The organism is Mycolicibacterium boenickei (genome assembly GCF_010731295.1).
Classification (GTDB): domain Bacteria; phylum Actinomycetota; class Actinomycetes; order Mycobacteriales; family Mycobacteriaceae; genus Mycobacterium; species Mycobacterium boenickei.
Map to the genome: position 1 here is coordinate 4,773,770 of NZ_AP022579.1, position 21,637 is coordinate 4,795,406.

Here is a 21,637-nt window from a genome sequence, read left to right on the forward strand (position 1 = left end):
ATTCCGCACATAGGTGATTTCAATCATGCTGCGCGTCAGCGTGGTTGTGATTGAGCGGGCGGTTTCTACCCGTCGTCGGCTTCGTCTGGGGGAATGAGTAGTTCTTCGGGGTGGAAGTGGTGGTTGAGGGTGTCTTGGCCGGTGTTCATCAGGGGTGCTGGGTGCCAGTGGATGCGGCCGGTGTCGGGGTCGATGGTGGTGGTCCAGCCGAGTCCGACCAGGCGGTTGTCGGGTCCGCAGCCCAGGGCGAGGTCGGGGGCGTCGGTGTGGCCGCCGTGTTGCCAGTCGGCTCGGGCGTGGTGGACCTCGCAGCGGTCGGCCGCGGCGGTGCATCCGGGGCGGGTGCAGCCGCGGTCGCGGTTGTAGAGCAGCAGGCGTTGGGCTGTGGTGGCCAATCGTTTGGTGCGGGCCAGGTATAGCGGTTCGGCGGTGTGGCGTTTGTAGACGGTGAGGTAGTGAAAGCTGTGTGATGCCAATCGGATCAGGTCGTTCATCGGCATCCGCAGGCCCGCGCCGGTGACGGCGATGCCGGCGCCGGCTTCCAGTTCGGCCAGGGTCGTGGAGACCACCACGGTGACCGGGAGGCCGCCATGCTGGCCGAGTCGTTTGGACATCAGGACTTCCCGTAGCGCGACTTTGAGGGCGTCGTGGTTGCGTTGGGCTTGGGTCCGGGTGTCCCGGTCGGCGGCGGCCTGCTGGGCGTGTGCGGCTTGAGCCGTGGCCTGCTCATGAGAGGTCTGCTGCTCCTCGCAGGCGTCGAGTTCAGTCTCCTCATCAACGAGAACGGCGGCCTCGGAGTCGGTCACGTCAGGCCCGGACACGTCAGGCCCGGGCACGCCGGCCTCAGCGGCAGGGGTGTCGGTCTGGCGCGCGGCGTCGTCTGTCTCGGTCTGGTCGTCGAGTGGGTTGGGTGTGGGGTTGTGGATGGGTTCGGGGTCGGCGGGGTTGTTGATGCCCGGGGCACCCCAGACGCCGGTGACGGTGGTCAGGTACGCCGCGGTCTCAGGGTCCAGCCAGCCCTGGACATGCACCAGTCCGTCGGCGTCCTGTGTGCCGATCCGCAACCCCCGCAGATGCGCCGCGACATCAGGCGAGTCGCCGTCCTGGTTGAGCAGATAGAGCAGTTTGTCGGCAGCGGCTTTGAGGGTTTCGGGGGTGTCGCGGGTGGCGGCGGCGACCAGGTCGGATTCGATCTTGCCGAGTTCGGCGGTGTTGACGTATTTTTCGGCCTTGGCCACGGTGTCGCGGATGATGGTGATGTGGTCGGTGTTGATCGTGCCGGCCAGCAGCGCCTGGGCACACGCGGGAAACAGCGGGTCGAGCACCTCACCGCCGATGGCATAGCGCGGCCCGAGAGCGGCGGCGGCGGCCACCCGCCGGGAAGCTTCCCTGCCGCTGATCCGCATCCGGGTGGCCAGTACGTCTTTAAAGGATTTCCCGCCGATCTCATGCGGGCTGGCCTGCGCCATCAGGGCGGCCTGGATCCGGTGATCGATCAGCGCCTCGGTACGGGCGAGCCGTTCCCGCGCGGACTGCAGCGCCAACAACTCCGCGGTGTCCAACCCGGTGAAATCGACATCGGCCAACGCCGCGGTCGCGGCACGGTGACCGGCCAGCACGGACTGCACCACCTCCCGACCCTGCACCACTCCCGCCATCACCATGATTCGAACACTAGTTCGACACACTGACAGGAACACCGAGTTTGGGACTGACGTGGCCACAGTGACCAAAGTTTTTCGGCGAGCTCAGGCTGCCTGGAGCCTCGAAGCTTATTGGGGCGACCGGTAGTACTCCCGTTCCGACACCCCGGCCAGCGGCGCCAGGTACACCCACGGGATGGTTCCGGCAAGCCGGTTGAGGGTGGCGACGGCGTCGTTGTAGTACTGCCGGGCGAATGCGAGCTTGTTCTCGGTGTCGGCCAGGTTCTCCTGCAAATTCAGAAAGTTGTTCGACGAATTCAGTTGCGGGTAGGACGATCCCAGCGCCAGCACCCCGGTCAACGCCGAGTCGAGATCATGTTCGGCGGCGCTGCGCTGTTGCACCGAGGCCCCGCCGGTCGCCGAGGTCAGCGCCGCCTGGGCACTGCTGACCCGGCCCAGGACGGCCGTCTCGTGGGAGGCGAACGTCGCCACGGTCTGCACCAGCGCCGGGATCAGCGCGGCCCGGCGGGTCAGCTCGACATCGATGCCGCTCAACGCCTCGGCGACATGCACATCGGCCGCCCGCAATTTGTTGTAGCCGACGACGAACCCCACCAATACCGCGACCGCGAGCGCCAGCACCACGATCAACAGCAGTCTCACCACGATCCACCTCCTCCCCCTCCGCCGCCACCCCCGCCGCCGCCGGACGACGACGACCCGCCGCCCGACGACGAGGACGAAGACGACTGCGAGGCCGTGTATGCCCCGATCGATGACGATAGTGCCGACTCGAAGCTGTCGAAGTCCGCGCCGCCGGATCCGCCGGTGAAGCCGTGGCTGGTATCCGACGACGATGACGACGAGTTGTACCAATCCGGTTGGGGCGCCGGTGCCCCCATGGAATCCTGGTACTTCTTGGCCCACAACGCGGCGGTGCCGCCGGCCACCGCGAACGGAATGTAGGCCAGGTAGAGGTCTTTGCGGGCGGCGAAGTCGAATCTGGTCTCCGCGGAATCGGTCGACAGCAGACGGTGGAAACCCTCGGCCCGCGACCACAATTCCCGACCCTCGGCCGTTCGTCGGGTACCCACACCGCCGCGCCAGCCACGCACCGAGCACAGGAAGAACACCGCGAAGGGCAACGCCCACAACGTGATACCGAACCACAGGAAGAAACCGGCCAGTGCGGCGAAGAACGCCACCACATTGGCGACGCGGACCCACAGTTCCTTGCGCCGCCTGACCATGAAGCCGCCGTCGAACGCCCACTTGCGTACGGCCACAGCCATATCTGCCTTGGCCTTACTCAGCTTCTTGCCCGACGTCGCGGTGTTCTTGGCGGAGAACTCCGCACCCGGGGACATCACCTTGAGCGCCGCGGCCACGTCGATGCCGACCGGATCGACATCGGCCCACTCGGCCGGCTTCACGAGACCTTTGATCTTCCAGTGTTGGTCACTGACCTGCCGCAGCTCCACGAGTCCCCGCTCGGCGAGATGGAACAGCGTCGCGCTCAGCCCGTTCTTGGGGACGGTCTCGGTGCGGATGAACTCGGTCTGTACCGGCCCGAGCCCTTCCGGCGGCGCGTACTGAACCGGGAACCCCGGTGCCGGTTCGATCGTGGTCCGCGTCCAGAGGTAGGCGAGCAGTGCCATGCCGCCGGTCAGCAGGGCGATCCAGCCCAGTGTGGGCACCGACCGGCCGAGGATGCGGTCCCAGGTGTGGGGCCACGGCAAAGTCGCCTGCGGCGGCGTCGCCACATCGACGCCGGCGCGAAGCGTCACGGGGGTGTGGGGCTCCAGGCCGGTGGCCACGAGCCGCACGGTGTTGCCGTCGATGTGCAGATCCGTGCAGGCTTCGCCGACGCCGAATCCCACACTGCACCCCGCCCCGGTCACCGCGGCCGGCAGGGTGACCGAGATGTCGGCCCGTTCGATCGTGTTGTTCCAGGCCGGCGCGACCACGTTCCAGTAGAAGGCGGACCGGGCGTCGGGATGGCCGGTGTTCACGGCGAACCGGTGTTGGGCGCCGACGGTGCCCGGGTCGAGGACCCCGTCGATCGTGTACCGCAGTTCGAAAACGTGGCTGCCCCAGTCCAGGGTGGTGGCGGGGTCACCGATCTTGGCCACCCGGAACCGCTTGCCGCTCTCCCACAGCAATTGGTAGGGAATCGGTGATCCGTCCATCGTGATCGACGTGATCTCGGGTTCCTGCCGAACGTGCGAATTGTTCTGGTTCTGCACGTCCCAATAGCGGAAGATGCCGTGCCGCCCGCCGGGAAAGTCTCCCGTGATGGTCTCGACCGCATCCATCCGGCCGTCGGCACCGACGGTGAAATCAGCCCGGTAGTCGGTGATCACCACCGGATCCGCCGGACCCGTCGCGGCACCCGACCCCGAGCCGCTGAACAGCAGCGGCCAGAGGAGCCCAAAGGCGATGAGCGCCAACGCAAACAACCACGAGCACACCCGGCGCATGGCAGCCTCCTGATTCGGTACTCACCGACAACGGGTGAAGTATCCGCCTTACCCGATGTGCAGAGGGTCGATTTGGATGCGACACGGTTGCTGATCCTTGCGGGCACTGAGCACCGCGGTGGCCCGGCGCAGCGCGGCCGCCAGCTCCAGGCCCCCGTCGCGGGGCACCCGGACCAGCATTCGGCTCACCTCGGCATCGGCATCCAGACCCGGCGGGCGGCGCGCACCCACCGGCAGTTCCACCGGCCCGAGAGTTTCCGCGACATCGGGCAGATGCGCGGTGTCGAGCAGTGCCTCGACTGCCGTCGTCGTCCCGTCGATGGCCGCCATGTGCACCGCGGGTGGCAGTCCCACCTCGCTGCGGGCATCGAGCTCGGTGTCGGCATGCCCCACCGGGTCCCACCGGATCAGGGCCTGCACGGTGGCGATGGCCGATTCCGCGACCACGGCCACCACCCCGCCGTCGGTGCGCGGCCGGACCAGGGCCGCCGCGGCCATCCACCGGCGCAGCGTGTCCTCGGCGGCGCGTAGATCCTGCCGGCCCAGCAGTGCCCACGCGTCGAGCAGGAGGGCGGCGCCGTAACCGCCGGCCGCGATCGGCTCCGCGCCGGGCGTGCTGACCACCAGGGCTGGGCCATCGCCCACCGCATCGAGCACCGCGTCACCACCCGAGGTGATCACCGAGGTGCCCGGAAAGGCCCGGCCCAGCTCTTCGGCGGTCCGCCGCGCCCCCACCACGACCGCCCGCACCGCGTCGGAACCGCAACGCGCACAACGCAATGCGGGCTCAGCCCGGCCGCACCACCGGCATTCGGCCGCAGCGCTGCCCCGGTCCGGCAGAGCGAGTGGGCCGGTGCAGTGCCTGCAGCGGGTCACGGTGCGGCACCGCGCGCACGCCAGGGCGGGCACGTATCCGCGCCGTGGGACCTGGATGAGCACCGGGCGTTGTGCCTGCAGTGCCGTCCGGGCGGCCTGCAGCGCCATGGACGGCAGCCGGGCGGTGTGGGCTGCAGGGTCGCGTTCCTGGGCGTACCCGCTGTCCTCCAGCGCGACCACCCGCGGCGCGACAGCGCGCACCACCGGCCGCGCCGCCACCACGTCGTGCGCCCAGCGGGTCCGCACCAGGGCCTGGGCCTCGGCGGTCCGCGCGTAACCACCGATGATCGCCGCGCACCGCAGCTGGTGGGCGCGCAGCATGGCGACGTCACGGGCATGCGGATAGGGCGCGCGTGGCTCGGAGAGGTTGTCGTCGCCGTCGTCCCACACCAGGACCAGCCCGAGGTTGGCGACCGGGGCGAACACCGCGCTCCGGGTACCGATCACCAGCTGGGCCTGCCCGCGCAGCACCGCCAGCCAGCGGCGGTAGCGGGCAGACGGACCGAGCCCGGCCGACAACGCGACCACCCGCGACGCGGGCACCCGTTCGGTGGCCGCGGCGTGCAGCGCATCGACATCGCGCTGGTCGGGCACCACCGCCACCACACCGAGTCCCGCGTTCACCGCCACTGCGGCGGCCTCGGCCAGCCGGCGGGCCCAGTTCTCTCCGGGCAGCGCCTGCCACACCGCCCGCGCGGCTCGGCCCTCACCGACCGCGGTCAGGAATTGTTCGCCGCGCGCGTAACGGGCCCAGGCACTGGTGTCGACCGGGGCGGCCGAGACCGGATCCGGCTCGTCGGGGGTCTGCTTCTCGACCCTGGCGTGGCGCGGCGGCACCGCGAGACGCAGTACGTCCGCGCGCGTTCCGGCGTAGCGCGCCGCGACGGCGTCGACGAGCCGGCGGACCTCCGGGGTGAGCACCGGCTCGGGCGAGACCACGCGGTCGAGCCAGCCGAGTTTGCCGGTGTGATCGGTGTCGGATCGCCGCTCCAGCAGGTAGGCATCGACCAGCCTGCCGTTGAAGCGCACCCGGACCCGCACACCCGGCTGGGCGTCGTCGGACTGCTCTTCCGACACGAGATAGTCGAATTCCCGGTCCAGGTGCGGAACGGTGAGAAGGGGAAGCACCCGCGCGATGGGCTCATGCTGGGCGGCGCGGCGGGTGATCGTCACTGCACAGCTTTAGCAGACTTGTCTGACGCCCGGCCGAAGAACAGGCCCGCCGTGATCAGCAGTAGCGATGCCGCATAGGCCCACCAGATCGGGACGGCGAGCAGCTGGTCGCCCCGCACGAACTGGCTGATGCCGATCATGGAGTCCGACACCGCGAAACACACGGCCCCTGCCGCGGTCCACGGTGTGGGCAGCCGGGCCAGCAGCGCCGCGCACACCATGGCTCCGAGCACCGCGATGTAGGCGACCACCGGGACAGCCATCCCCTGTTCGACCAGCCGGGGCCAGAACCAGGTCAGCAGCGCCAGGCAGGCCAGGACGGTGACCGCGACGGCGATCAACCTTGGCGTCGAGCGCCGAGCCAGGGGCAGCAGTGCGCCGAGGAAGCACAGGTGCGCGACCAGAAACGCAGCCAGGCCCAGCACGAAGGACGGCTGCCACCACGGGATGGCGAGCAGGAAGTCGCCGAGTGCGGAGAACACCAATGCGCCGACCAGCCAGCGGCGTTCCCGCACGATCGGATGTGACCACGCGGCCCCCACCAGCCAGCGGCGTTCCCGCACGATCGGATGTGACCACGCGGCCCCCGCCAGCAGCAGCGCGGGCAGCGCTTTGACGGCCGGCTGGGCGACGAACTGGCCGGTGAGTTCGGACCCGGCAGGCAGCCTCAGCGCCACCACGAGGAGAAACAGGCCGTACGCCGCGCCGATGACCGCGGCGGCGCCCCACAACCACACCGTCCGGCGGTGTGCGTACGGTGGCGGAATGTCCGTTGCTGATGAGAAACCGGCTGTCGATGCCATTCTGCAGAAGGTACTGGAGGCAGTGCCGTTCCAACTATCCACCGACATAGGTGTCGAGGAGGCCCGCCGCCAGTTCAGTGAGATCCCGCGGTTGCCGGTCCATCCCGAGGTCGAGGCCACCGACCGGGCGATCCAGGGGCCGGCCGGTCCGGTCCCGGTGCGCGTGTACCGGCCGCCGACCGCCGACGGCACGACGCTGCCGGTCGTGGTGTTCATCCACGGCGGCGGCTGGGCGCTGGGTGACCTGGACAGCTACGACGGCACCGCCCGCCAGCACGCCGTCGGCGCGAACGCCGTGGTGGTGTCGGTGGACTACCGGCTGGCCCCTGAGCATCCGTACCCCGCCGCGGTCGACGACGTGTGGGCCGTGACCCAGTGGGTGGCCGCCAACTCCGCCGAACTGGGTGCCGACGCCACCCGGATGGCCGTGGCCGGCGATTCCGCGGGCGGCAACCTCAGCGCGGTGGTGGCCCTGCTGGCGCGCGACGCCGGCCTCCCGTTGCGTTTGCAGTTGCTCTGGTATCCGGCCACGACGTGGGACACCAGCCTGCCGTCGTTCACCGAGAACGCCAAGGCACCGATTTTGGGACTCGACGCCGTCACAGGGTTCTCCCGTTGGTACGCCGGTCACGTCGATCTGTCCGATCCGCCGGCCACGCTCGTGCCGGCCCGCGCGGCGGACCTGTCGGGCCTGGCACCGGCGTACATCGCGGTGGCCGGGCACGATCCGTTGCGCGACGACGGCATCCGCTACGCCGAATTGCTGGCTGCGGCAGGCGTTCCGGTGCAGCTGGACAACGCCGAGACCCTGGTGCACGGCTATCTCGGCTATGTCGGCGTGGTTCCGGCCTCCACCGAATCGTTCGAGCGGGCCATGGCCGTGTTGCGCGAGGCGCTGCACGGCTGAGGCCTAACTCTTGGGTTCGTTCCTACTGGGCCACAGCGACATTCGACGGATGATTCCGTCGCGCAGCGCCACAGTGTGGAACAGCACCGCGCAGATGTGTGCGGTGAACGTCGCGAACAGCAGATAGGCCGCCACCGTGTGGGCCGTACGCAGCGCGGCGTAGAGGGTGATGTTGTGCGGGGCGATCGCCGGCAGGTGGATCGCCCCCACCATCACGACCGGGGACTGCGCGGCCGACAGCATGGCCCAACCGATCAGTGGCTGCACCAAAAGCAGTGCGTACAAGAGGTATTCGGAGTAGCTGGCGACGCGGCGTTCCACCGGGCCCATTGTGGCCAGGAACGGCGGCAGCCGGTGGGTCAGCCGGTTGACGAGCCGCACGATCGCGAAGACCAGGATCGCTATGCCCAGCGGCCGGTGGATCGCCAGCAGCAGCGGGTAGTAGCTGAGCGCGGCGATCATCGTGACACCGATGAAGAACTGCGCGATCACCATCACCGCCATGGACCAGTGCAGCAGCCTGGCCGGCAGGTTGAAGCGGGTGATCGCCTGCTTCGTCTCGGTGGTCATTGCTCACCTCCGGGGACGACGACGGCGCTGGGCGACTTGGGTTCCCGGGCCCGCCGGTTGAACGATCGGGCGTAGACGGCAGACCGCGCGTGCAGCACCGGATCCTCGGAGGCGGCCAGGCCGTCGGGCAGCACGAGCGGATCGAAATTGATGTCGCGGGCGTTTCCGGGGGCTTCGGTGTGGACGGCGTCGATGGTGATGGTGCCCGCGTCGATCGTCGGGCGGTTCGGCGGCCACGGCAGCGTCGGATCGTTGGTGGGGTCGCCCGGTTCGGCCAGGGTGAGGATCAGCTTCCAGCTGATCGGGCCGCGCGCCACGGTGCCGATCAGTGCGTCGAAGAGGCCGTTCTTGTCGTCGGTCCGCGGTGGCTGGGCGGGCTCGTCCGCGTGCGCCGGCACGGCCGTCCACCGGACGAACGTCGACCGGCCCTGGTCGTTGGTGGCGCGGAAGGCATGCAGCCCGCGGTAGGTGCTGTCGGCGAATCCGGCGCTCGGCGGGTCTTGCTTGATGATCTTCATCGCCGCCGCGGTTTCCGGGTGGGCGGCCAGGAAATCGGCCATCGCCTGCGGGTCGGGCTTGCCGGTCTGCGGTTGCGGTCGAGACGCGAGCATCCGGTCGTAGAAGCCCTGGGGTGTGTTGTCGGTGAAGACCGGGACGTTGACCATCGCGATGCGCCACTGCTCCCCGTCGGGAAGCCGCAACATCAACCCGAGGCCTCGGACCGTGTCGGCCTTGTCGGGCTGGTCGGGCAGTCCCCCCGACAATGAGAACCTGCCGACGACGGGCACTGTGCCGGGTTTGAACACCGCGGCCCTACTCACCTGGGCACCCGCCCCCGTGCTGGTGAACGTTCCGGTCGCGGCCAGGCCCTTGGCATGGTTGCGCCGGAATCCGTCGTGACGGCCGGCGATCTGCTCGAAACGGTCGGCGAAATCGGCCGGTGTCAGCGCGTCGGGCCGCAACCAGCCTGCCGCCTCGGCCAGCCCGCCGACGCCGACCGCCGCGACACCGCCGACCGCGGCCAGACCGAGCAGCGCCCGTCTGCGGTTGAGCGCCGGAGAGTCATCGGATTCCATCGTGGTCGCACCCCATTTCGCCGTTGGACTCCTTCCAGTGTGAACGGAGTGCCGCCGCGACGCACGGAAGCCTTCCACTGGAGTTAACCTTCGAATCTACTGTGTCCCAACCCATAACGTGCTGAGTTTCGAGGTAGCATCCAGGCCCATGCCTATGGATCCGGCGCCTGGCTGGGATGCGATCGACTCCGCACTGGCAAAGCTTTACCCCGGGCTCGCCGACGTCGCACCGCATTTCGGACGTACCGATGCGCGCCTCCCCGGCCAAGGAATCTGGGGGATCACTGCCATCCCGAACGCCGAGGCCCCTCACCCGCACTGGCACCTGGTGACCTACGGATTCTCCAACGTGTTCGAGTCCGAACCACGTCCAGATGACGGCGACATCTGGACGGACTTCGAATGGACCTTTCGGGTTGCTGCCGACATCGATCTCACGCAACCACTGCCGGCACAGGTTCCCACCTGGTCTGTGCTGCTTCTGCAACGGCTCGGAGACCTGGTTTTCAGCGGCAGCGCTGAACTGGACATCGGCCACCGCATCCAAGTCGGCGGCCCCATCACGCTGGGCGCACCCCAAACCGACCTGACCGCAATCATGTTCGGTAGCGATCCCCAGCTCACGCAGATCGACACCGGATTCGGACGGCTGCGCTTTGTTCAGCTCGTCGGGGTTACCGCCGACGCCGTCGCAGCCGCACAATCACTGGACAACGGCGTGGCCGGCACACTGCGGATACTCGAAAGCATGGCGGAGACCAATCCCCTGCTCATCACCGACATCAACCATTCCAGCTCAAAATGAGCCCACGGCCGACGAGTCCGGGACTCTCATAAAGCCGCCCAGGCGCTTGTTCCATCAGTGTCTCTGCGAGAACGTGCTGGGCGGCACCCCGTGCCAGCGTTTGAACGCGTGGCAGAACGTCGAGGTCTCGGTATAGCCGAGACGGCGCGATACCTCGTCGACGGTCAGCCCGACGTTGCACAGCAGATCGCGCGCGAGCGTGGACCGTGCCTCGTTCACCAGCGCACGAAATGAGGTGCCCTCGTCGGCGAGCCGGCGCCGCAGTGTCCGCGGATGCACATCGAGCTCGGCTGCCACCTCAGGCAGGGAGGGAAACCCTCCGGTATCGCGAAATAGCTTGCTGCGCACCACAGCGGTGATGCCTCGCCGGTGCTCGTAGCGTTGCATCAGCGCATCACACTGGGCGATACACAGATCGAGGGTGTATGGATCAGCTTGTGGGAGCGGCTCGTCGAGCATGGCGCGAGGGAAGTGCAACCGGGAGTGGGCGCGGCCGAATGCGATGTTCGGTAGTGGCATCAAGGTCAGTAGCGGCTGCAGCACTTCCTCGCCGATGGATACCTCGGCGAGCATCCGGTCGGCATAGCGTGCCACCACCGGGTACGCGAAACTGCTTGTGGTGGCGGCGATCCCGGCAATGTCGCGTTCGATGAAGAACCGCTGGACGTCGGCGGGCAGATGGCCGGCGTTGAGTTCCAGCACGCAGTCCTCGGCGCCTTCGAACAGCTGCAGATCGATCTGCAGGGTGGTCAACGCGAAGTAGCGCATCCCGATACTGAACAGTTCGCGCAGCGTGGCACACGACATGACGGCGAACCCGAACAGCCCCATGTGCGTCAGGGCCGACCGTCCGCCGACGTCGATGCCCAGTCCGGGTACGTCAGGCAGCTGGGCCTGCAGGTTGCGGACCGCCAGGATCTCGGCATGGGCGCGGATCACGCCATCGGGGTCATCGAGTTCCGCTGGTGCCACACCGGTTCCGGCCAGGACGCGCGCCGCCGTCACGCCGCGCTCCGCTGCCACCTCGCACAGCACCCTGGTGGCATGAATCGGATGGCACACATCGGCCGACCACGATGAACCCGTCCTGGCGGACATGACCCCCATCCCTGTCCCAAAATCCCAACTCTGTGTCCGATAGTCCCATTCCTAGGCCGTCCTGTCACTCATACGCTGGGTTCATGGCGGCGCCGGCGGCACGACTGAGCACCTGGACCATGACCCGCGAGGCGATCACGGTCGGATTCAGCGCCGACAGCGGATTCCTGGCCCGGACCCAGGGCCGGGACATCACCAGATACCGCTGTGCAGGAAGACGTTTCGTATCGATCACGCACCCTGATTACGTCGACCACGTTCTCCACCGGGCGCGCCTTCGGTACGTCAAGTCCAACGAGTACGAACCGATCCGAGCCGCGGCGGGGATCAACCTACTGACCGACGAAGGCGACTCCTGGGCCGGCCACCGAGCGGCACTGAATCCGACGTTCGCGCGCAGGCACCTCAATACGATCGTCGACCTGATGATCGACCCGATCGAGCGAGCCACCGACGAGCTCGCCGAACAAGGCGACGGCGCGCAGTTCGACATGCATGCGGCCATGGTCGAAACCACCCTGCGGGTGGTCTCGAACGCACTGTTCAGCCAGGACTTCGGCCCGATCGTGCACAGCATGCGCGACCTCACCACGCGAGGGCTTCGGCGCACCGAACTACTGGGCCGGCTCGGCCTCTTGGGCCTGCTTCCCCGTCCGGTCTACGCCGCGCTGGCGGCGAGTACGTTCTCCGGAATCCGCCTGCCCCCGCCGCTGCGCGAAGGACAGCGGATCGCCCTGGCCCTGGACGCGGCAGTGAACACCGTGCTGGACGAACGCATCGCCCATCCCACGCAATCGGCCGACCTGCTCAACGTGCTGTTCGGCGCCGACGACGGAACCTGGCCCCGCCGGCGCGTCCGGGACGAGGCACTGACATTCATGCTCGCCGGGCACGAGACCACGGCCAACGCGATGTCGTGGTTCTGGTATCTGATGGCGCGCCATCCCGACGCCCGGGACCGGATGCTGTCCGAGGTGGACGACGTGGTCGGCGCACGCCGCCCGACCGCTGCCGACCTGACCCGGCTGCCGTGGACCACCGCGTGTCTGCAGGAGTCGCAGCGTTTCTACTCCGCGGTGTGGATCATCGCGCGCGAGGCGATCGAACCCGATGACCTCGACGGTCACCACATCCGGCCCGGCACGACGGTGATCATCCCGATCCACCAAATTCACCACGACAAACGATGGTGGCCCGATCCGGAAACCTTTGACCCCAACCGATTCCTGGGCGATGTCGCCAAGGCTCGCCCGCGCTCGGCCTACCTCCCGTTCGGCGGCGGGCGCCGCATCTGCATCGGGCAGAGTTTCGCACTGATGGAGATGGTGTTGATCGCCGCGATCATGAGCCGGCGCTTCGCGTTCGACCTCAATCCTGATCACTCGGTGGAATTGGAGGCTACGTTGACGTTGAGACCCAAACACGGCGTCCACATGATCGGACGCAGCCGGGAGGTGGCTTGATGCCCGACGTTCACACCGTCATCGTCGGTGCCGGGTTCTCCGGCATCGGCGCCGCGATTGCGCTCGACAAGGCGGGCTTGCACGACTACCTGATCCTCGAGGCCGGGGACGGAGCCGGCGGCACGTGGTACTGGAACACCTATCCCGGTGTGGCCGTGGATATCCCGTCGTTCTCGTATCAGTTCTCGTTCGAGCAGTCACGAAGGTGGTCCCGCACCTACGCTCCCGGCAGCGAGCTGCGGGACTACGCCGACAATTGCGTGGACAAGTACGGTCTGCGGCCCCGGATCCGGTTCAGCACCACGGTTGCCCGCGCGGTCTTCGACGACGACGAGAACCTGTGGCGGCTCGACCTCGAATCCGGTGCCACGCTCACGGCCCGGTTCCTGGTCAACGCCAGCGGGGTGCTGACCATCCCGAAGCTGCCCGAGATCGACGGCGTGGACTCCTTCGCCGGGATTACCGTGCACACCGCCCGCTGGGACCACACCCTGGATTTGACGGGCAAGCGGGTCGCGATCATCGGCACCGGCGCCTCGGCAGTCCAGGTGATCCCCGAGATCGCCCCGAAGGTCAAGCAGCTCAACGTGTTTCAGCGCACCCCGATCTGGTGCTTCCCGAAGTTAGACGTGCCGATCCCGCCGATCGCCCGCACCCTGATGCGGCTGCCGGGCGGCCGGACGCTGCACCGGCTGATCAGCCAGGCGTATGTGGAGTTCACCTTCCCGCTCGCCGCGCAGTACTTCACGATCAACCCGTTCGCCAAGCGCGCCGGAGCGGCCGGCCGGGCCTATCTGCGCCAGCAGGTCCGCGATCCGCAGGTGCGCGACAAGCTCACACCTCGGTATGCGGTGGGATGCAAGCGACCCGGCTTCCACAACACCTATTTGGCCACATTCAACCGAGACAACGTCCGGCTGGTCACCGAACCGATCGACAAGATCACCGGCGCGGGCGTCGCCACCGCCGACGGTGAGAGCCATGACGCCGACGTGCTCATCCTGGCCACCGGCTTCAAGGTGATGGACGTCGACGCGCTGACTTTCGACATCATCGGGTCGGGCGGGCAGTCGCTGAGCGAGTTCTGGAGGCAGCACCGGATGCAGGCCTACGAAGGCGTCAGCGTCCCCGGTTTCGCGAACTTCTTCTCGGTGATGGGCCCGTACGGCTACGTCGGGTCGTCGTACTTCGCGTTGATCGAGGCGCAGACCCGCCACCTGGTGCGGTGTATCGCCCAGGCCGAGCACCGCGCCGCCAGCCGCGTCGAGGTCCGCCAGGAGGCCAACGACCGGTACTTCGCCGAGATGATGCGCAAGCGGCACCGCCAGATCTTCTGGCAGGACAGCTGCAACCTGGCCAACAGCTACTACTTCGACGCCAACGGCGATGTGCCGCTGCGGCCGGCCACCACGGTCGAGGCGTACTGGCGCAGCCGCAGCTTCCCGCTGGACGATTACGCGTTCACGTCGTAGCCCCTCAGGACTCGGCGCATTCCTTGATCGCGGTGAGGGTCTGCACCATTCCGGCTTCCAGCAGTTCGGTGAAGGCCTGCTGGCCGCCGAGGTGCGACTCGGTCAGATCGAGCGAAAGTTGCGATATGCCGTCGGGCGTCTCGCGCCGTTGGGTGAGCACCGTGGCGGCCGCACCCTCGGCGCTGATCGAGAACGACCAGATCGCGTAGTTCTCAGCGATCCGGAAAGCGATCTCTTCCTCTGGCACGTACCGCACCACCTCTCCGTGCGTGATCCACTCAAGCTCACCCTGGCGGTTGAGATTGGTGAACGTCGTTCCGAGCCGGATGTCCTCGTCGGGATCGCGCAGTTTCACCGACACCACCTGCGGGCTCCACTGCGACATGCGTCGGATGTCGCGGATGATCTCCCACACCGCGGAAGGTGTGGCGTCGATGGTGATCCGGCGTTCCAGGAGAGGCTTGAACGTGGTAGTCACTTCATCCTCCAATCTATACGACCGATCGGTCGCATATAGGTCAAGACCGTACGCGACGCGGCCGCCCTTCGTCCAGACTGTGGCTACTGTGAACTGATGACCGCTGTGCCTGCAGTTGACGGGCGGCGGGCGCGCGGTGATGCCACCCGCCGGTTGGTCGCGCGCACCGCGGCAGATATCGCCACCACCCACGGCCTGGACGGGATCACCGTGGGCGGCTTGTCCACGGCGACCGGAGTGAGCAAGAGCGGAATCCTGACCGTCTTCGGCAACCGGGAGGCGATCCAGCTGGCCGCCGTCGCCGAGGCGCGCGAGGTCTACATCGACGTGGTGATCCGTCCGGCCCTGAGCTCTCGGCCCGGAGCCGCGCGGCTCGACGCCCTTCTCGATTCCTGGCTGGCTTACCTGCGCGCCGCGGTGTTTCCCGGCGGCTGCTTCGTATCGGCCACATCGGTCGAGTTCGGGCACCGGACCGGGCCCGTGGCCGACGCGGTGCGAAACCTCAAGCGGGAGTGGCTGGATCTGCTGGAAAACGAGTTCTCCGTCGCGGGTTCACCCGACCCCGCCGAAGACACCTTCCGGGTCGACGCCTACCTGAGTGCGGGCAATACCCGCCGCGAGCTGTTCGGCACCGATGACGGACTGGAGTGGGCCCATGCCCTCGCGGGCCGTGTCGTAGAGCACTACCACACCTGACCATCCCGCCCAGATCAACGCGATGCTGCCCGGGAAACGCGACAGCCCCCGGTCAGTGACCGGGGGCTGTCGAGGAAAAGCTAGACCGAGGCCTTCAGGTCGTCGACCTTGTTGAGCTGCTCCCAGGGCAGCTCGATGTCGGTGCGACCGAAGTGGCCGTACGCCGCGGTCTGGGCGTAGATCGGCCGCAGCAGGTCCAGGTCACGGATGATCGCGCCGGGGCGCAGATCGAACACGCTGCTGATGGCCTTCTCGATCCGGGCCGGGTCGACGGTCTCGGTGCCGAACGTCTCGACGAACAGGCCGACCGGGGCAGCCTTGCCGATCGCGTAGGCCACCTGGACCTCGACGCGCTCCGCGAGCCCGGCGGCGACAACGTTCTTGGCCACCCAGCGCATCGCGTACGCGGCCGAACGGTCCACCTTTGACGGATCCTTGCCGGAGAAGGCACCGCCGCCGTGACGGGCCCAGCCGCCGTAGGTGTCCACGATGATCTTGCGGCCGGTCAGACCGGCGTCACCCATCGGCCCGCCGAGGACGAACTTGCCGGTCGGGTTGACCAGCAGGCGGAAATCGGAGGTGTCCAGCGTCTCGTGGTTGAGGTCGGCCAGCACGGTGTTGACGACCTTCTCCCGGATGTCCGGGGTCAGGGTGCCGTCGAGATCGATGCCGTCGGCGTGCTGGGTGGACAGCACCACGGTGTCCAGCCGCACCGGGGTCCGGCCGTCGTACTGGATGGTGACCTGGGTCTTGCCGTCCGGGCGCAGGTAATCGAGCACGCCGTTCTTGCGGACCTCGGTCAGCCGCCGCGACAGCCGGTGGGCCAGAGCGATGGGCAGCGGCATGAGCTCGGGAGTGTCGCCGATGGCATATCCGAACATCAGGCCCTGGTCGCCGGCGCCCTGGGCGTCCAGCGGATCGGCGGCGCCTTCGACGCGCGCCTCATGGGCGGTGTCGACGCCCTGGGCGATGTCGGGCGACTGCGCGCCGATGGCGATGTTCACACCGCACGAAGCGCCGTCGAAGCCCTTGGTCGACGAGTCGTAGCCGATCTCGAGGATGCGGTCCCGGACGATCTTCGGGATGTCGGCGTAGGCAGAGGTGGTGACCTCGCCGGCGACGTGCACCTGGCCGGTGGTCACCAGGGTTTCCACCGCGACCCGCGACTTGGGATCCTGCTCCAGCAGCGCGTCGAGCACCGAGTCGCTGATCGCATCACAGATCTTGTCGGGGTGCCCTTCGGTTACCGACTCACTGGTAAACAGGCGACCTTCGCTCACGGTCTGCTTCCTTCCTTGCCGATCTGAAAAAGTTCTCAGTCTCAAAACTACTTAGTTAGGCGAATAATATCCATGCCCTGTTGCACCCAAGCGCGTGGGACGCCGATGCGCAACCCTTATCCGCACATTGATGCGGAACCAGATCACCCGTCGCGCTTGCCCAGGAACGCCACGATTGCGTCCACGATACGGGTGGCCATCAGAGTCTTCGAACCGTGCTCGAGTGCGACCTCGGCACCGTCGGCACTCAGCAACCAACCGTCGTTGTGGTCGACCTCGAATGCCCGGTTCTCCCCCACCGCGTTGACCACGAGTAGGTCGCATCCCTTGCGCTGGAGTTTGGCCCTGGCGTGGAACAACACATCGCCGTTGGCGTCACCGGTCTCGGCCGCGAAGCCGACGATGGCCCGCATGTTCGGCAGCTGCCCTTCGGACCGGGCCCGCACCGCTCCGGCGAGGACGTCGTCGTTGCGGACGAGGTCGATGGAGCTGGGCTCGGACGCGCCGCCCTTCTTGATCTTGGCGGTCGCCACCTGTGCGGGCCGGAAGTCGGCGACGGCCGCGGCCATCACCAGGACGTTGGACTCGGGGGCGTACTTGGTCACCGCGTCACGCAATTGCGCGGCCGAGCCGATGTGCACCACGTCGACGCCGGCCGGGTCGATCAGGCCCGCGGTGTTCCCCGCGACGAGCGTCACGTCGGCGCCGCGCTGGGCCAGAACCCGCGCCACCGCGTAGCCCTGCTTGCCGGAGCTGCGGTTGCCGATGAACCGCACCGGATCGAGGGGTTCGCGGGTACCGCCCGCGGTCACCAGGGCCTTGACTCCGGCCAGGTCATAGGTCAGCGCATCGCCCCGCTCCAGCAGAAGCTGCGCGAAAGTGACGATCTCTTCGGCCTCGGGCAACCGGCCCGCGCCGCTGTCGGCCCCTGTGAGCCGACCGGATGCGGGTTCCAGCACCACGGCGCCCCGCCGGCGCAGCGTGGCCACGTTGTCGACGGTGGCCGGGTGGAACCACATCTCCGTGTGCATGGCCGGGGCGAACAGCACCGGACATCGCGCCGTCAGGAGCGTGGCGGTCAGCAGATCGTCGGCGCGGCCTGCGACCGCGCGCGCCAGCAGGTCCGCGGTAGCGGGTGCGACCACGACGAGATCGGCCTCCTGGCCGATCCGGACGTGCGGAACCTCGTGCACGTCGGTGAACACACCGGTGTGCACGGGATTGCCCGACAGGGCTTCAAACGTGGCTGCTCCGACGAAGCGCAGAGCCGACTCGGTGGGCAAGACGCGTACCGAGTGGCCCGCCTCGGTGAGTTGACGGACCAGGGTGCACGCCTTGTAGGCGGCAATGCCGCCGGCCACACCGACGACGATTCGCTTACCCGCGCTCACGTCCCGGCCCTGGCCTGGCTACTCGCCGCCCTCGGTGTGCTCGAGCAGGTCCTCGTGGATCTCCCGCATCGCGATCGACAGCGGCTTCTCCTGCAGACCCGGCTCGACCAGAGGTCCGACGTACTCGAGGATGCCGTCACCCAGCTGGTTGTAGTAGTCGTTGATCTGACGCGCGCGCTTGGCGGCGTAGATGACCAGCGCGTACTTGCTCGACGCGCGGTCCAGCAACTCGTCGATGGGCGGGTTGGTGATGCCCAGCGGCGTGTCGTAGGCGCTGGCAGCGGACGAATCGATACCCAAGTCGTCCGCAGCGGCCAGCTGCGCGTCGGCGTGCGGGGTGCTCACGAAAAAGTCTCCTGGCGGTTAGCGAAAATGCGTTTAGTGGACAGCCTCGGGTGGCTCGCGGACCCGATCGCGTCGGTCCCGGCACTGTGAGTCATCGGCTGGCCACCAGCAAGGATACCAATTCAGCGCATGCGGTATCCAACTGGCGGTTCACGACAACCTGGTCAAAGTCGGACTTCGCGGCCATTTCGGCCCGCGCGGTCTCCAATCGCCTGGCCATCACCTCGGGTGTCTCGGTGCCCCGACCCGACAATCGGCTGACCAGTTCGTCCCAGCTCGGCGGTGCCAGGAACACCGTCGTCACCTCGGGCATGGCCTGCTTGACGGCTCGCGCACCGGCCAGATCAACCTCGATCAGGACCGGGCGGCCGGCCCTGGTGGCGTCGCGCACAGGCTGGGCAGGTGTTCCGGAGCGGTGCAGCCCGCCGTGGATTTCGGCCCATTCCAGCAGCTCACCGTCGTCGATCAGCTGTTGAAAGCGTTCCGCGGACACGAATTTGTAGTCGACACCGTCGACCTCCCCCGGCCGCGGTGCCCTGGTCGTGACCGAGACGGAGAAATACAGGTCGGGAAGCCGCTCCCGCAGACAGCGGACCACGGTGGACTTCCCGACAGCGGAGGGGCCGGCCAACACGACGACCGGAGCCGTCGCTGTGTGTTGTCCGGCCCCTCTACCAGCGCTCAATGCGGGGGTCTCTACTGGTCGAACTTCTCCAGGAGGGCCTTGCGCTGACGATCACCGAGGCCGCGCAGACGGCGGGTCGGGGCGATCTCCAGCTCGGTCATGATCTCCTGCGCCTTGACCTTGCCAACCTTGGGCAGGGCCTCGAGCAGCGCAGAAACTTTCATCTTGCCCAAGACCTCATCGGTCTCGGCGTCGGTGAGCACCTGCTTGAGGTTGGTGCCGCCGCGCTTGAGTCGATCCTTGAGCTCGGCTCGCGCTCGACGTGCGGCAGCAGCCTTCTCCAACGCTGCCGCGCGCTGTTCGTCGGTCAACTGGGGAAGGGCCACGGGTTCCTCCGTCTCCTGGCGATTCTTCTTCGGCCATTCTTGTTTTGTACGGCTGGAGTGCAAACCAGCCAGCGACGACGAACCTACCCACGCTGGCTGACGAATGCGAACGCCACCCCCTGGTTACGGCGCTAAAAGCCCAGCGTGTAGTGCGCGCCCGCGACACCCGGTTCGCCTCCGAAAGCGCCGCCCGGCATCGTCGCGAGGTCCACACCGGGCCGGATATTCCTGCAAGTCAATGCATTTCGAGCGACTGACAGCTAACTACTCAGGGGTCCAGCACCGGTTCCGACGCCACCGGACCCGGTTACCGCCGGGTATTCGAGAAAATTTTCGCTGGTCACGGCGTGTCGGGCGTGTCGGAGCCGGCATCGCGCACGCCAACCGGGGTGCGTTTCACGGTGCCCAGCCCGCGCCTAATTGCCACATAGCGATTACACAGCTTGGCTAAATAGCCTCGCCTGGTCGGGTATCCATGACCCCCGAAGGGAAGCTGGACATGAACATCAAGCGTCTGACCTGCGCTTCTGCTGTAGCCATCGCGCTCGGAACCGCCACCTTGGCGGCGGGCGCCGGCGTAGCAGCGGCCCAACCCGGGCCGCCGTGCGGCTTCGGCAACTGCCAGGGACCGGGCGGACCAGGACCTGGGGGGCCGGGCGGACCGGGTGGACCCGACCGTCCCGGTGGCCCAGGAGGCCCAGGAGGGCCCGAACACCCCGGTGGGCCGGGCGGACCAGGCGGACCGGGTGGACCGGACCGTCCGGGCGGTCCAGGGGGCCCTGACGGGCCCGGTGGGCCGGGTGGTCCCGGCTGGCCCGGCGGCCCGGGTGGGCCCGGAGGTCCAGGCGGTCCCGGATGGCCGGGTGACCGAGGCCCTGGCGGCCCCGACGACCGTGGCCGGCACTGGGGACCGCCACCCCCTGACCTGGCGTGGCGTGGCGTGGACCAGGGACGGTTCGATCACCAGCCGTTCAACTACAACGGCAGCTGGGTGACACCCATTTTCGATCCGGGCTACAACGCGTGGGGTTTCTGGTTCTTCGGTATCTGGATTCCGCTGTGACCGGCTGTGCCACAACGGATCTGACAGCCGGCTGACCAATCCGACTGGGCTCGAACGTGTCTCGCCCCAGTCATCGCTTTCTACGCCTGGGTCGCGACCACGCGACGTCCACGACCCAGGCGTGGAAAACGGCGCGCGGCACGGCGGAACGCGGCCCACGCGTCGGGCTGCGGACGCCGTCGGGTGAGGGCGGTCAGATGAGGTAGGCGACTTCGTCGCGCAGGCGCTCGGCCGCCGCTCGCAGATCGGCCACGGCCGGACCTGCCCGCAGCACCTCACGAGACACCGCGGGAAGCACGAGACGGGCACCTCCGAACCCGCCCAGCGCATCGGCCCGACCGCCCTGGGCCCCGACCCCGGGAACCAGCACCGGGCCGCCCAGCGCGCTCAGATCGGGCAGGTCGGTCACCGTCGCACCGACCACCACACCGACCGATCCGGTGGGCTGACCTGCCGTCCCGTTCACGGCAGCCACATCGTCGACGACGGACTGCGCCACGGTGCGCGACCCGGCCATGGCGCGTTGCACGCTCGGCCCCTCCGGGTTGGAGGTGGCGGCAAGGACGAACACGCCCCGGCCATGGGCCGCGGCGGTGTCCAACAGCGGCTGCAACGACCCGAAACCCAGATACGGCGACGCGGTCACCGCATCGGCGGCCAGCGGTGAGTCACCGGCCCACGCCGCGGCGTAGGCGGCCATGGTCGAGCCGATGTCTCCGCGCTTGGCATCGGCCAGCACCAGTACCCCGGCCTCGCGCAGCGCGGCCATCGTGCGCTCCAGCACCGCGAAACCGGCCGACCCGTACGCCTCGAAGAACGCCACCTGCGGCTTGACCATCGCGAACCCCGCGAAGGCCGTCACACAGATGTCGCTGAACGCGGCCAGGCCGTCGGCGTCGGCAGACAGCCCCCAGGCCCTCAGCAGCTCGGGGTGGGGGTCGATGCCGGGGCACAGCGGCCCCCGCTCCGACACCGCGGCGGCCAGCCGTTGCCCGAAAGCCTCCATG

The 21,637-nt window shown here is 68.1% G+C and carries 21 protein-coding genes; 6 read left to right on the forward strand and 15 right to left on the reverse strand.

The window, feature by feature from the left end; translation table 11 throughout:
- Positions 1-65: 65 nt before the first annotated feature.
- From G6N57_RS22740 to G6N57_RS22760, 5 genes are all read right to left on the reverse strand, one after another.
- On the reverse strand, positions 66-1,664 hold the full coding sequence (locus G6N57_RS22740; RefSeq protein ID WP_077739277.1) for an HNH endonuclease signature motif containing protein: 1,599 nt from the start codon (positions 1,662-1,664) through the stop codon (positions 66-68).
- Between the two features lie 108 nt (positions 1,665-1,772).
- The gene (locus tag G6N57_RS22745; RefSeq protein WP_077739276.1) at positions 1,773-2,309 is read right to left on the reverse strand and encodes a LemA family protein; all 537 of its coding nucleotides are present in this window, start codon (positions 2,307-2,309) and stop codon (positions 1,773-1,775) included.
- Complete coding sequence (locus tag G6N57_RS22750) at positions 2,303-4,123, reverse strand: DUF2207 domain-containing protein (protein ID WP_163646655.1); 1,821 nt, start codon at positions 4,121-4,123, stop codon at positions 2,303-2,305. Before G6N57_RS22750 ends, G6N57_RS22745 begins: the two co-directional genes overlap by 7 nt.
- A 48-nt stretch (positions 4,124-4,171) precedes the next feature.
- The gene (locus tag G6N57_RS22755; protein ID WP_097926473.1) at positions 4,172-6,172 is read right to left on the reverse strand and encodes a primosomal protein N'; all 2,001 of its coding nucleotides are present in this window, start codon (positions 6,170-6,172) and stop codon (positions 4,172-4,174) included.
- Positions 6,169-6,975, reverse strand: coding sequence for a lysoplasmalogenase (locus G6N57_RS22760; protein ID WP_077741718.1), 807 nt, complete (start codon positions 6,973-6,975; stop codon positions 6,169-6,171). The genes G6N57_RS22755 and G6N57_RS22760 overlap by 4 nt, the downstream gene beginning before the upstream one ends.
- On the opposite strand from G6N57_RS22760, the gene G6N57_RS22765 reads away from it, so the two are divergent.
- Entirely contained in the window at positions 6,938-7,882 is a 945-nt protein-coding gene (locus tag G6N57_RS22765) for an alpha/beta hydrolase (protein ID WP_077739274.1), read from the forward strand. The genes G6N57_RS22760 and G6N57_RS22765 overlap by 38 nt on opposite strands.
- Before the next feature lie 3 nt (positions 7,883-7,885).
- On the opposite strand, the gene G6N57_RS22770 is transcribed toward G6N57_RS22765, so the two are convergent.
- Both G6N57_RS22770 and G6N57_RS22775 read right to left on the reverse strand, forming a co-directional pair.
- Positions 7,886-8,452, reverse strand: coding sequence for a cytochrome b (locus G6N57_RS22770; RefSeq protein WP_077739273.1), 567 nt, complete (start codon positions 8,450-8,452; stop codon positions 7,886-7,888).
- Positions 8,449-9,528: a catalase family peroxidase gene (locus G6N57_RS22775; RefSeq protein WP_234815876.1), complete on the reverse strand. Its 1,080-nt coding sequence runs from the start codon at positions 9,526-9,528 to the stop codon at positions 8,449-8,451. The genes G6N57_RS22770 and G6N57_RS22775 overlap by 4 nt, the downstream gene beginning before the upstream one ends.
- A gap of 148 nt (positions 9,529-9,676) precedes the next feature.
- Here G6N57_RS22775 and G6N57_RS22780 point away from each other — a divergent pair, with 148 nt between their 5' ends.
- Complete coding sequence (locus tag G6N57_RS22780; RefSeq protein ID WP_077739272.1) at positions 9,677-10,333, forward strand: suppressor of fused domain protein; 657 nt, start codon at positions 9,677-9,679, stop codon at positions 10,331-10,333.
- A gap of 54 nt (positions 10,334-10,387) precedes the next feature.
- Here G6N57_RS22780 and G6N57_RS22785 read toward each other — a convergent pair whose 3' ends face one another.
- Positions 10,388-11,431 carry an AraC family transcriptional regulator gene (locus G6N57_RS22785; RefSeq protein ID WP_097926476.1) on the reverse strand — a complete coding sequence of 348 codons (1,044 nt, stop codon included), beginning with the start codon at positions 11,429-11,431 and terminating at the stop codon, positions 10,388-10,390.
- Between the two features lie 83 nt (positions 11,432-11,514).
- On the opposite strand from G6N57_RS22785, the gene G6N57_RS22790 reads away from it, so the two are divergent.
- Together G6N57_RS22790 and G6N57_RS22795 are read left to right on the forward strand one after the other, a co-directional pair.
- Positions 11,515-12,894, forward strand: coding sequence for a cytochrome P450 (locus tag G6N57_RS22790; protein WP_077739270.1), 1,380 nt, complete (start codon positions 11,515-11,517; stop codon positions 12,892-12,894).
- Complete coding sequence (locus G6N57_RS22795; protein ID WP_077739269.1) at positions 12,894-14,366, forward strand: flavin-containing monooxygenase; 1,473 nt, start codon at positions 12,894-12,896, stop codon at positions 14,364-14,366. The genes G6N57_RS22790 and G6N57_RS22795 overlap by 1 nt, the downstream gene beginning before the upstream one ends.
- Before the next feature lie 4 nt (positions 14,367-14,370).
- Here the strand turns inward: G6N57_RS22795 and G6N57_RS22800 are convergent, their stop codons facing one another.
- Positions 14,371-14,844 carry an SRPBCC family protein gene (locus G6N57_RS22800; RefSeq protein WP_077739268.1) on the reverse strand — a complete coding sequence of 158 codons (474 nt, stop codon included), beginning with the start codon at positions 14,842-14,844 and terminating at the stop codon, positions 14,371-14,373.
- A 96-nt stretch (positions 14,845-14,940) separates the two neighbouring features.
- Between G6N57_RS22800 and G6N57_RS22805 the strand changes: the two genes are divergently transcribed.
- Positions 14,941-15,540 (forward strand): TetR/AcrR family transcriptional regulator, encoded by a 600-nt coding sequence (locus G6N57_RS22805; RefSeq protein ID WP_077739267.1) that lies wholly within the window; start codon positions 14,941-14,943, stop codon positions 15,538-15,540.
- Positions 15,541-15,620: 80 nt separating this feature from the next.
- Here G6N57_RS22805 and metK read toward each other — a convergent pair whose 3' ends face one another.
- The 5 genes from metK to mihF all read right to left on the reverse strand — a co-directional run bounded on the left by metK (position 15,621) and on the right by mihF (position 19,567).
- Entirely contained in the window at positions 15,621-16,820 is a 1,200-nt protein-coding gene (gene metK, locus G6N57_RS22810; RefSeq protein ID WP_003880794.1) for a methionine adenosyltransferase, read from the reverse strand.
- A 143-nt stretch (positions 16,821-16,963) separates the two neighbouring features.
- A complete protein-coding gene (gene coaBC, locus G6N57_RS22815) occupies positions 16,964-18,211 on the reverse strand; it encodes a bifunctional phosphopantothenoylcysteine decarboxylase/phosphopantothenate--cysteine ligase CoaBC (RefSeq protein WP_077739266.1) in 1,248 nt (415 codons plus the stop codon).
- Positions 18,212-18,229: 18 nt separating this feature from the next.
- Positions 18,230-18,556: a DNA-directed RNA polymerase subunit omega gene (gene rpoZ / locus G6N57_RS22820; protein WP_036444461.1), complete on the reverse strand. Its 327-nt coding sequence runs from the start codon at positions 18,554-18,556 to the stop codon at positions 18,230-18,232.
- 91 nt (positions 18,557-18,647) lie between these two features.
- Positions 18,648-19,241: a guanylate kinase gene (gmk, locus tag G6N57_RS22825; RefSeq protein WP_077739265.1), complete on the reverse strand. Its 594-nt coding sequence runs from the start codon at positions 19,239-19,241 to the stop codon at positions 18,648-18,650.
- A gap of 11 nt (positions 19,242-19,252) precedes the next feature.
- Entirely contained in the window at positions 19,253-19,567 is a 315-nt protein-coding gene (gene mihF, locus G6N57_RS22830; RefSeq protein WP_003880790.1) for an integration host factor, actinobacterial type, read from the reverse strand.
- Positions 19,568-20,066: 499 nt separating this feature from the next.
- On the opposite strand from mihF, the gene G6N57_RS32115 reads away from it, so the two are divergent.
- Positions 20,067-20,630, forward strand: a complete 564-nt coding sequence (locus tag G6N57_RS32115; protein ID WP_234815875.1) for a hypothetical protein — start codon at positions 20,067-20,069, stop codon at positions 20,628-20,630.
- Between the two features lie 193 nt (positions 20,631-20,823).
- Here G6N57_RS32115 and pyrF read toward each other — a convergent pair whose 3' ends face one another.
- Positions 20,824-21,636: an orotidine-5'-phosphate decarboxylase gene (gene pyrF, locus G6N57_RS22840; protein WP_077739264.1), complete on the reverse strand. Its 813-nt coding sequence runs from the start codon at positions 21,634-21,636 to the stop codon at positions 20,824-20,826.
- Position 21,637 lies beyond the last annotated feature (1 nt).

Bases quoted from the DNA above. Each gene is read 5' to 3' on its own strand.
- G6N57_RS22740 (WP_077739277.1), bottom strand. From the start codon at position 1,664: ATGGTGATGGCGGGAGTGGTGCAGGGTCGGGAGGTGGTGCAGTCCGTG.
- G6N57_RS22750 (WP_163646655.1), bottom strand. From the start codon at position 4,123: ATGCGCCGGGTGTGCTCGTGGTTGTTTGCGTTGGCGCTCATCGCCTTT.
- G6N57_RS22765 (WP_077739274.1), top strand. From the start codon at position 6,938: ATGTCCGTTGCTGATGAGAAACCGGCTGTCGATGCCATTCTGCAGAAG.
- G6N57_RS22760 (WP_077741718.1), bottom strand. From the start codon at position 6,975: ATGGCATCGACAGCCGGTTTCTCATCAGCAACGGACATTCCGCCACCG.
- G6N57_RS22770 (WP_077739273.1), bottom strand. From the start codon at position 8,452: ATGACCACCGAGACGAAGCAGGCGATCACCCGCTTCAACCTGCCGGCC.
- G6N57_RS22775 (WP_234815876.1), bottom strand. From the start codon at position 9,528: ATGGAATCCGATGACTCTCCGGCGCTCAACCGCAGACGGGCGCTGCTC.
- G6N57_RS22780 (WP_077739272.1), top strand. From the start codon at position 9,677: ATGCCTATGGATCCGGCGCCTGGCTGGGATGCGATCGACTCCGCACTG.
- G6N57_RS22785 (WP_097926476.1), bottom strand. From the start codon at position 11,431: ATGTCCGCCAGGACGGGTTCATCGTGGTCGGCCGATGTGTGCCATCCG.
- G6N57_RS22790 (WP_077739270.1), top strand. From the start codon at position 11,515: ATGGCGGCGCCGGCGGCACGACTGAGCACCTGGACCATGACCCGCGAG.
- G6N57_RS22795 (WP_077739269.1), top strand. From the start codon at position 12,894: ATGCCCGACGTTCACACCGTCATCGTCGGTGCCGGGTTCTCCGGCATC.
- G6N57_RS22805 (WP_077739267.1), top strand. From the start codon at position 14,941: ATGACCGCTGTGCCTGCAGTTGACGGGCGGCGGGCGCGCGGTGATGCC.
- G6N57_RS32115 (WP_234815875.1), top strand. From the start codon at position 20,067: ATGAACATCAAGCGTCTGACCTGCGCTTCTGCTGTAGCCATCGCGCTC.
- pyrF (WP_077739264.1), bottom strand. From the start codon at position 21,636: ATGGAGGCTTTCGGGCAACGGCTGGCCGCCGCGGTGTCGGAGCGGGGG.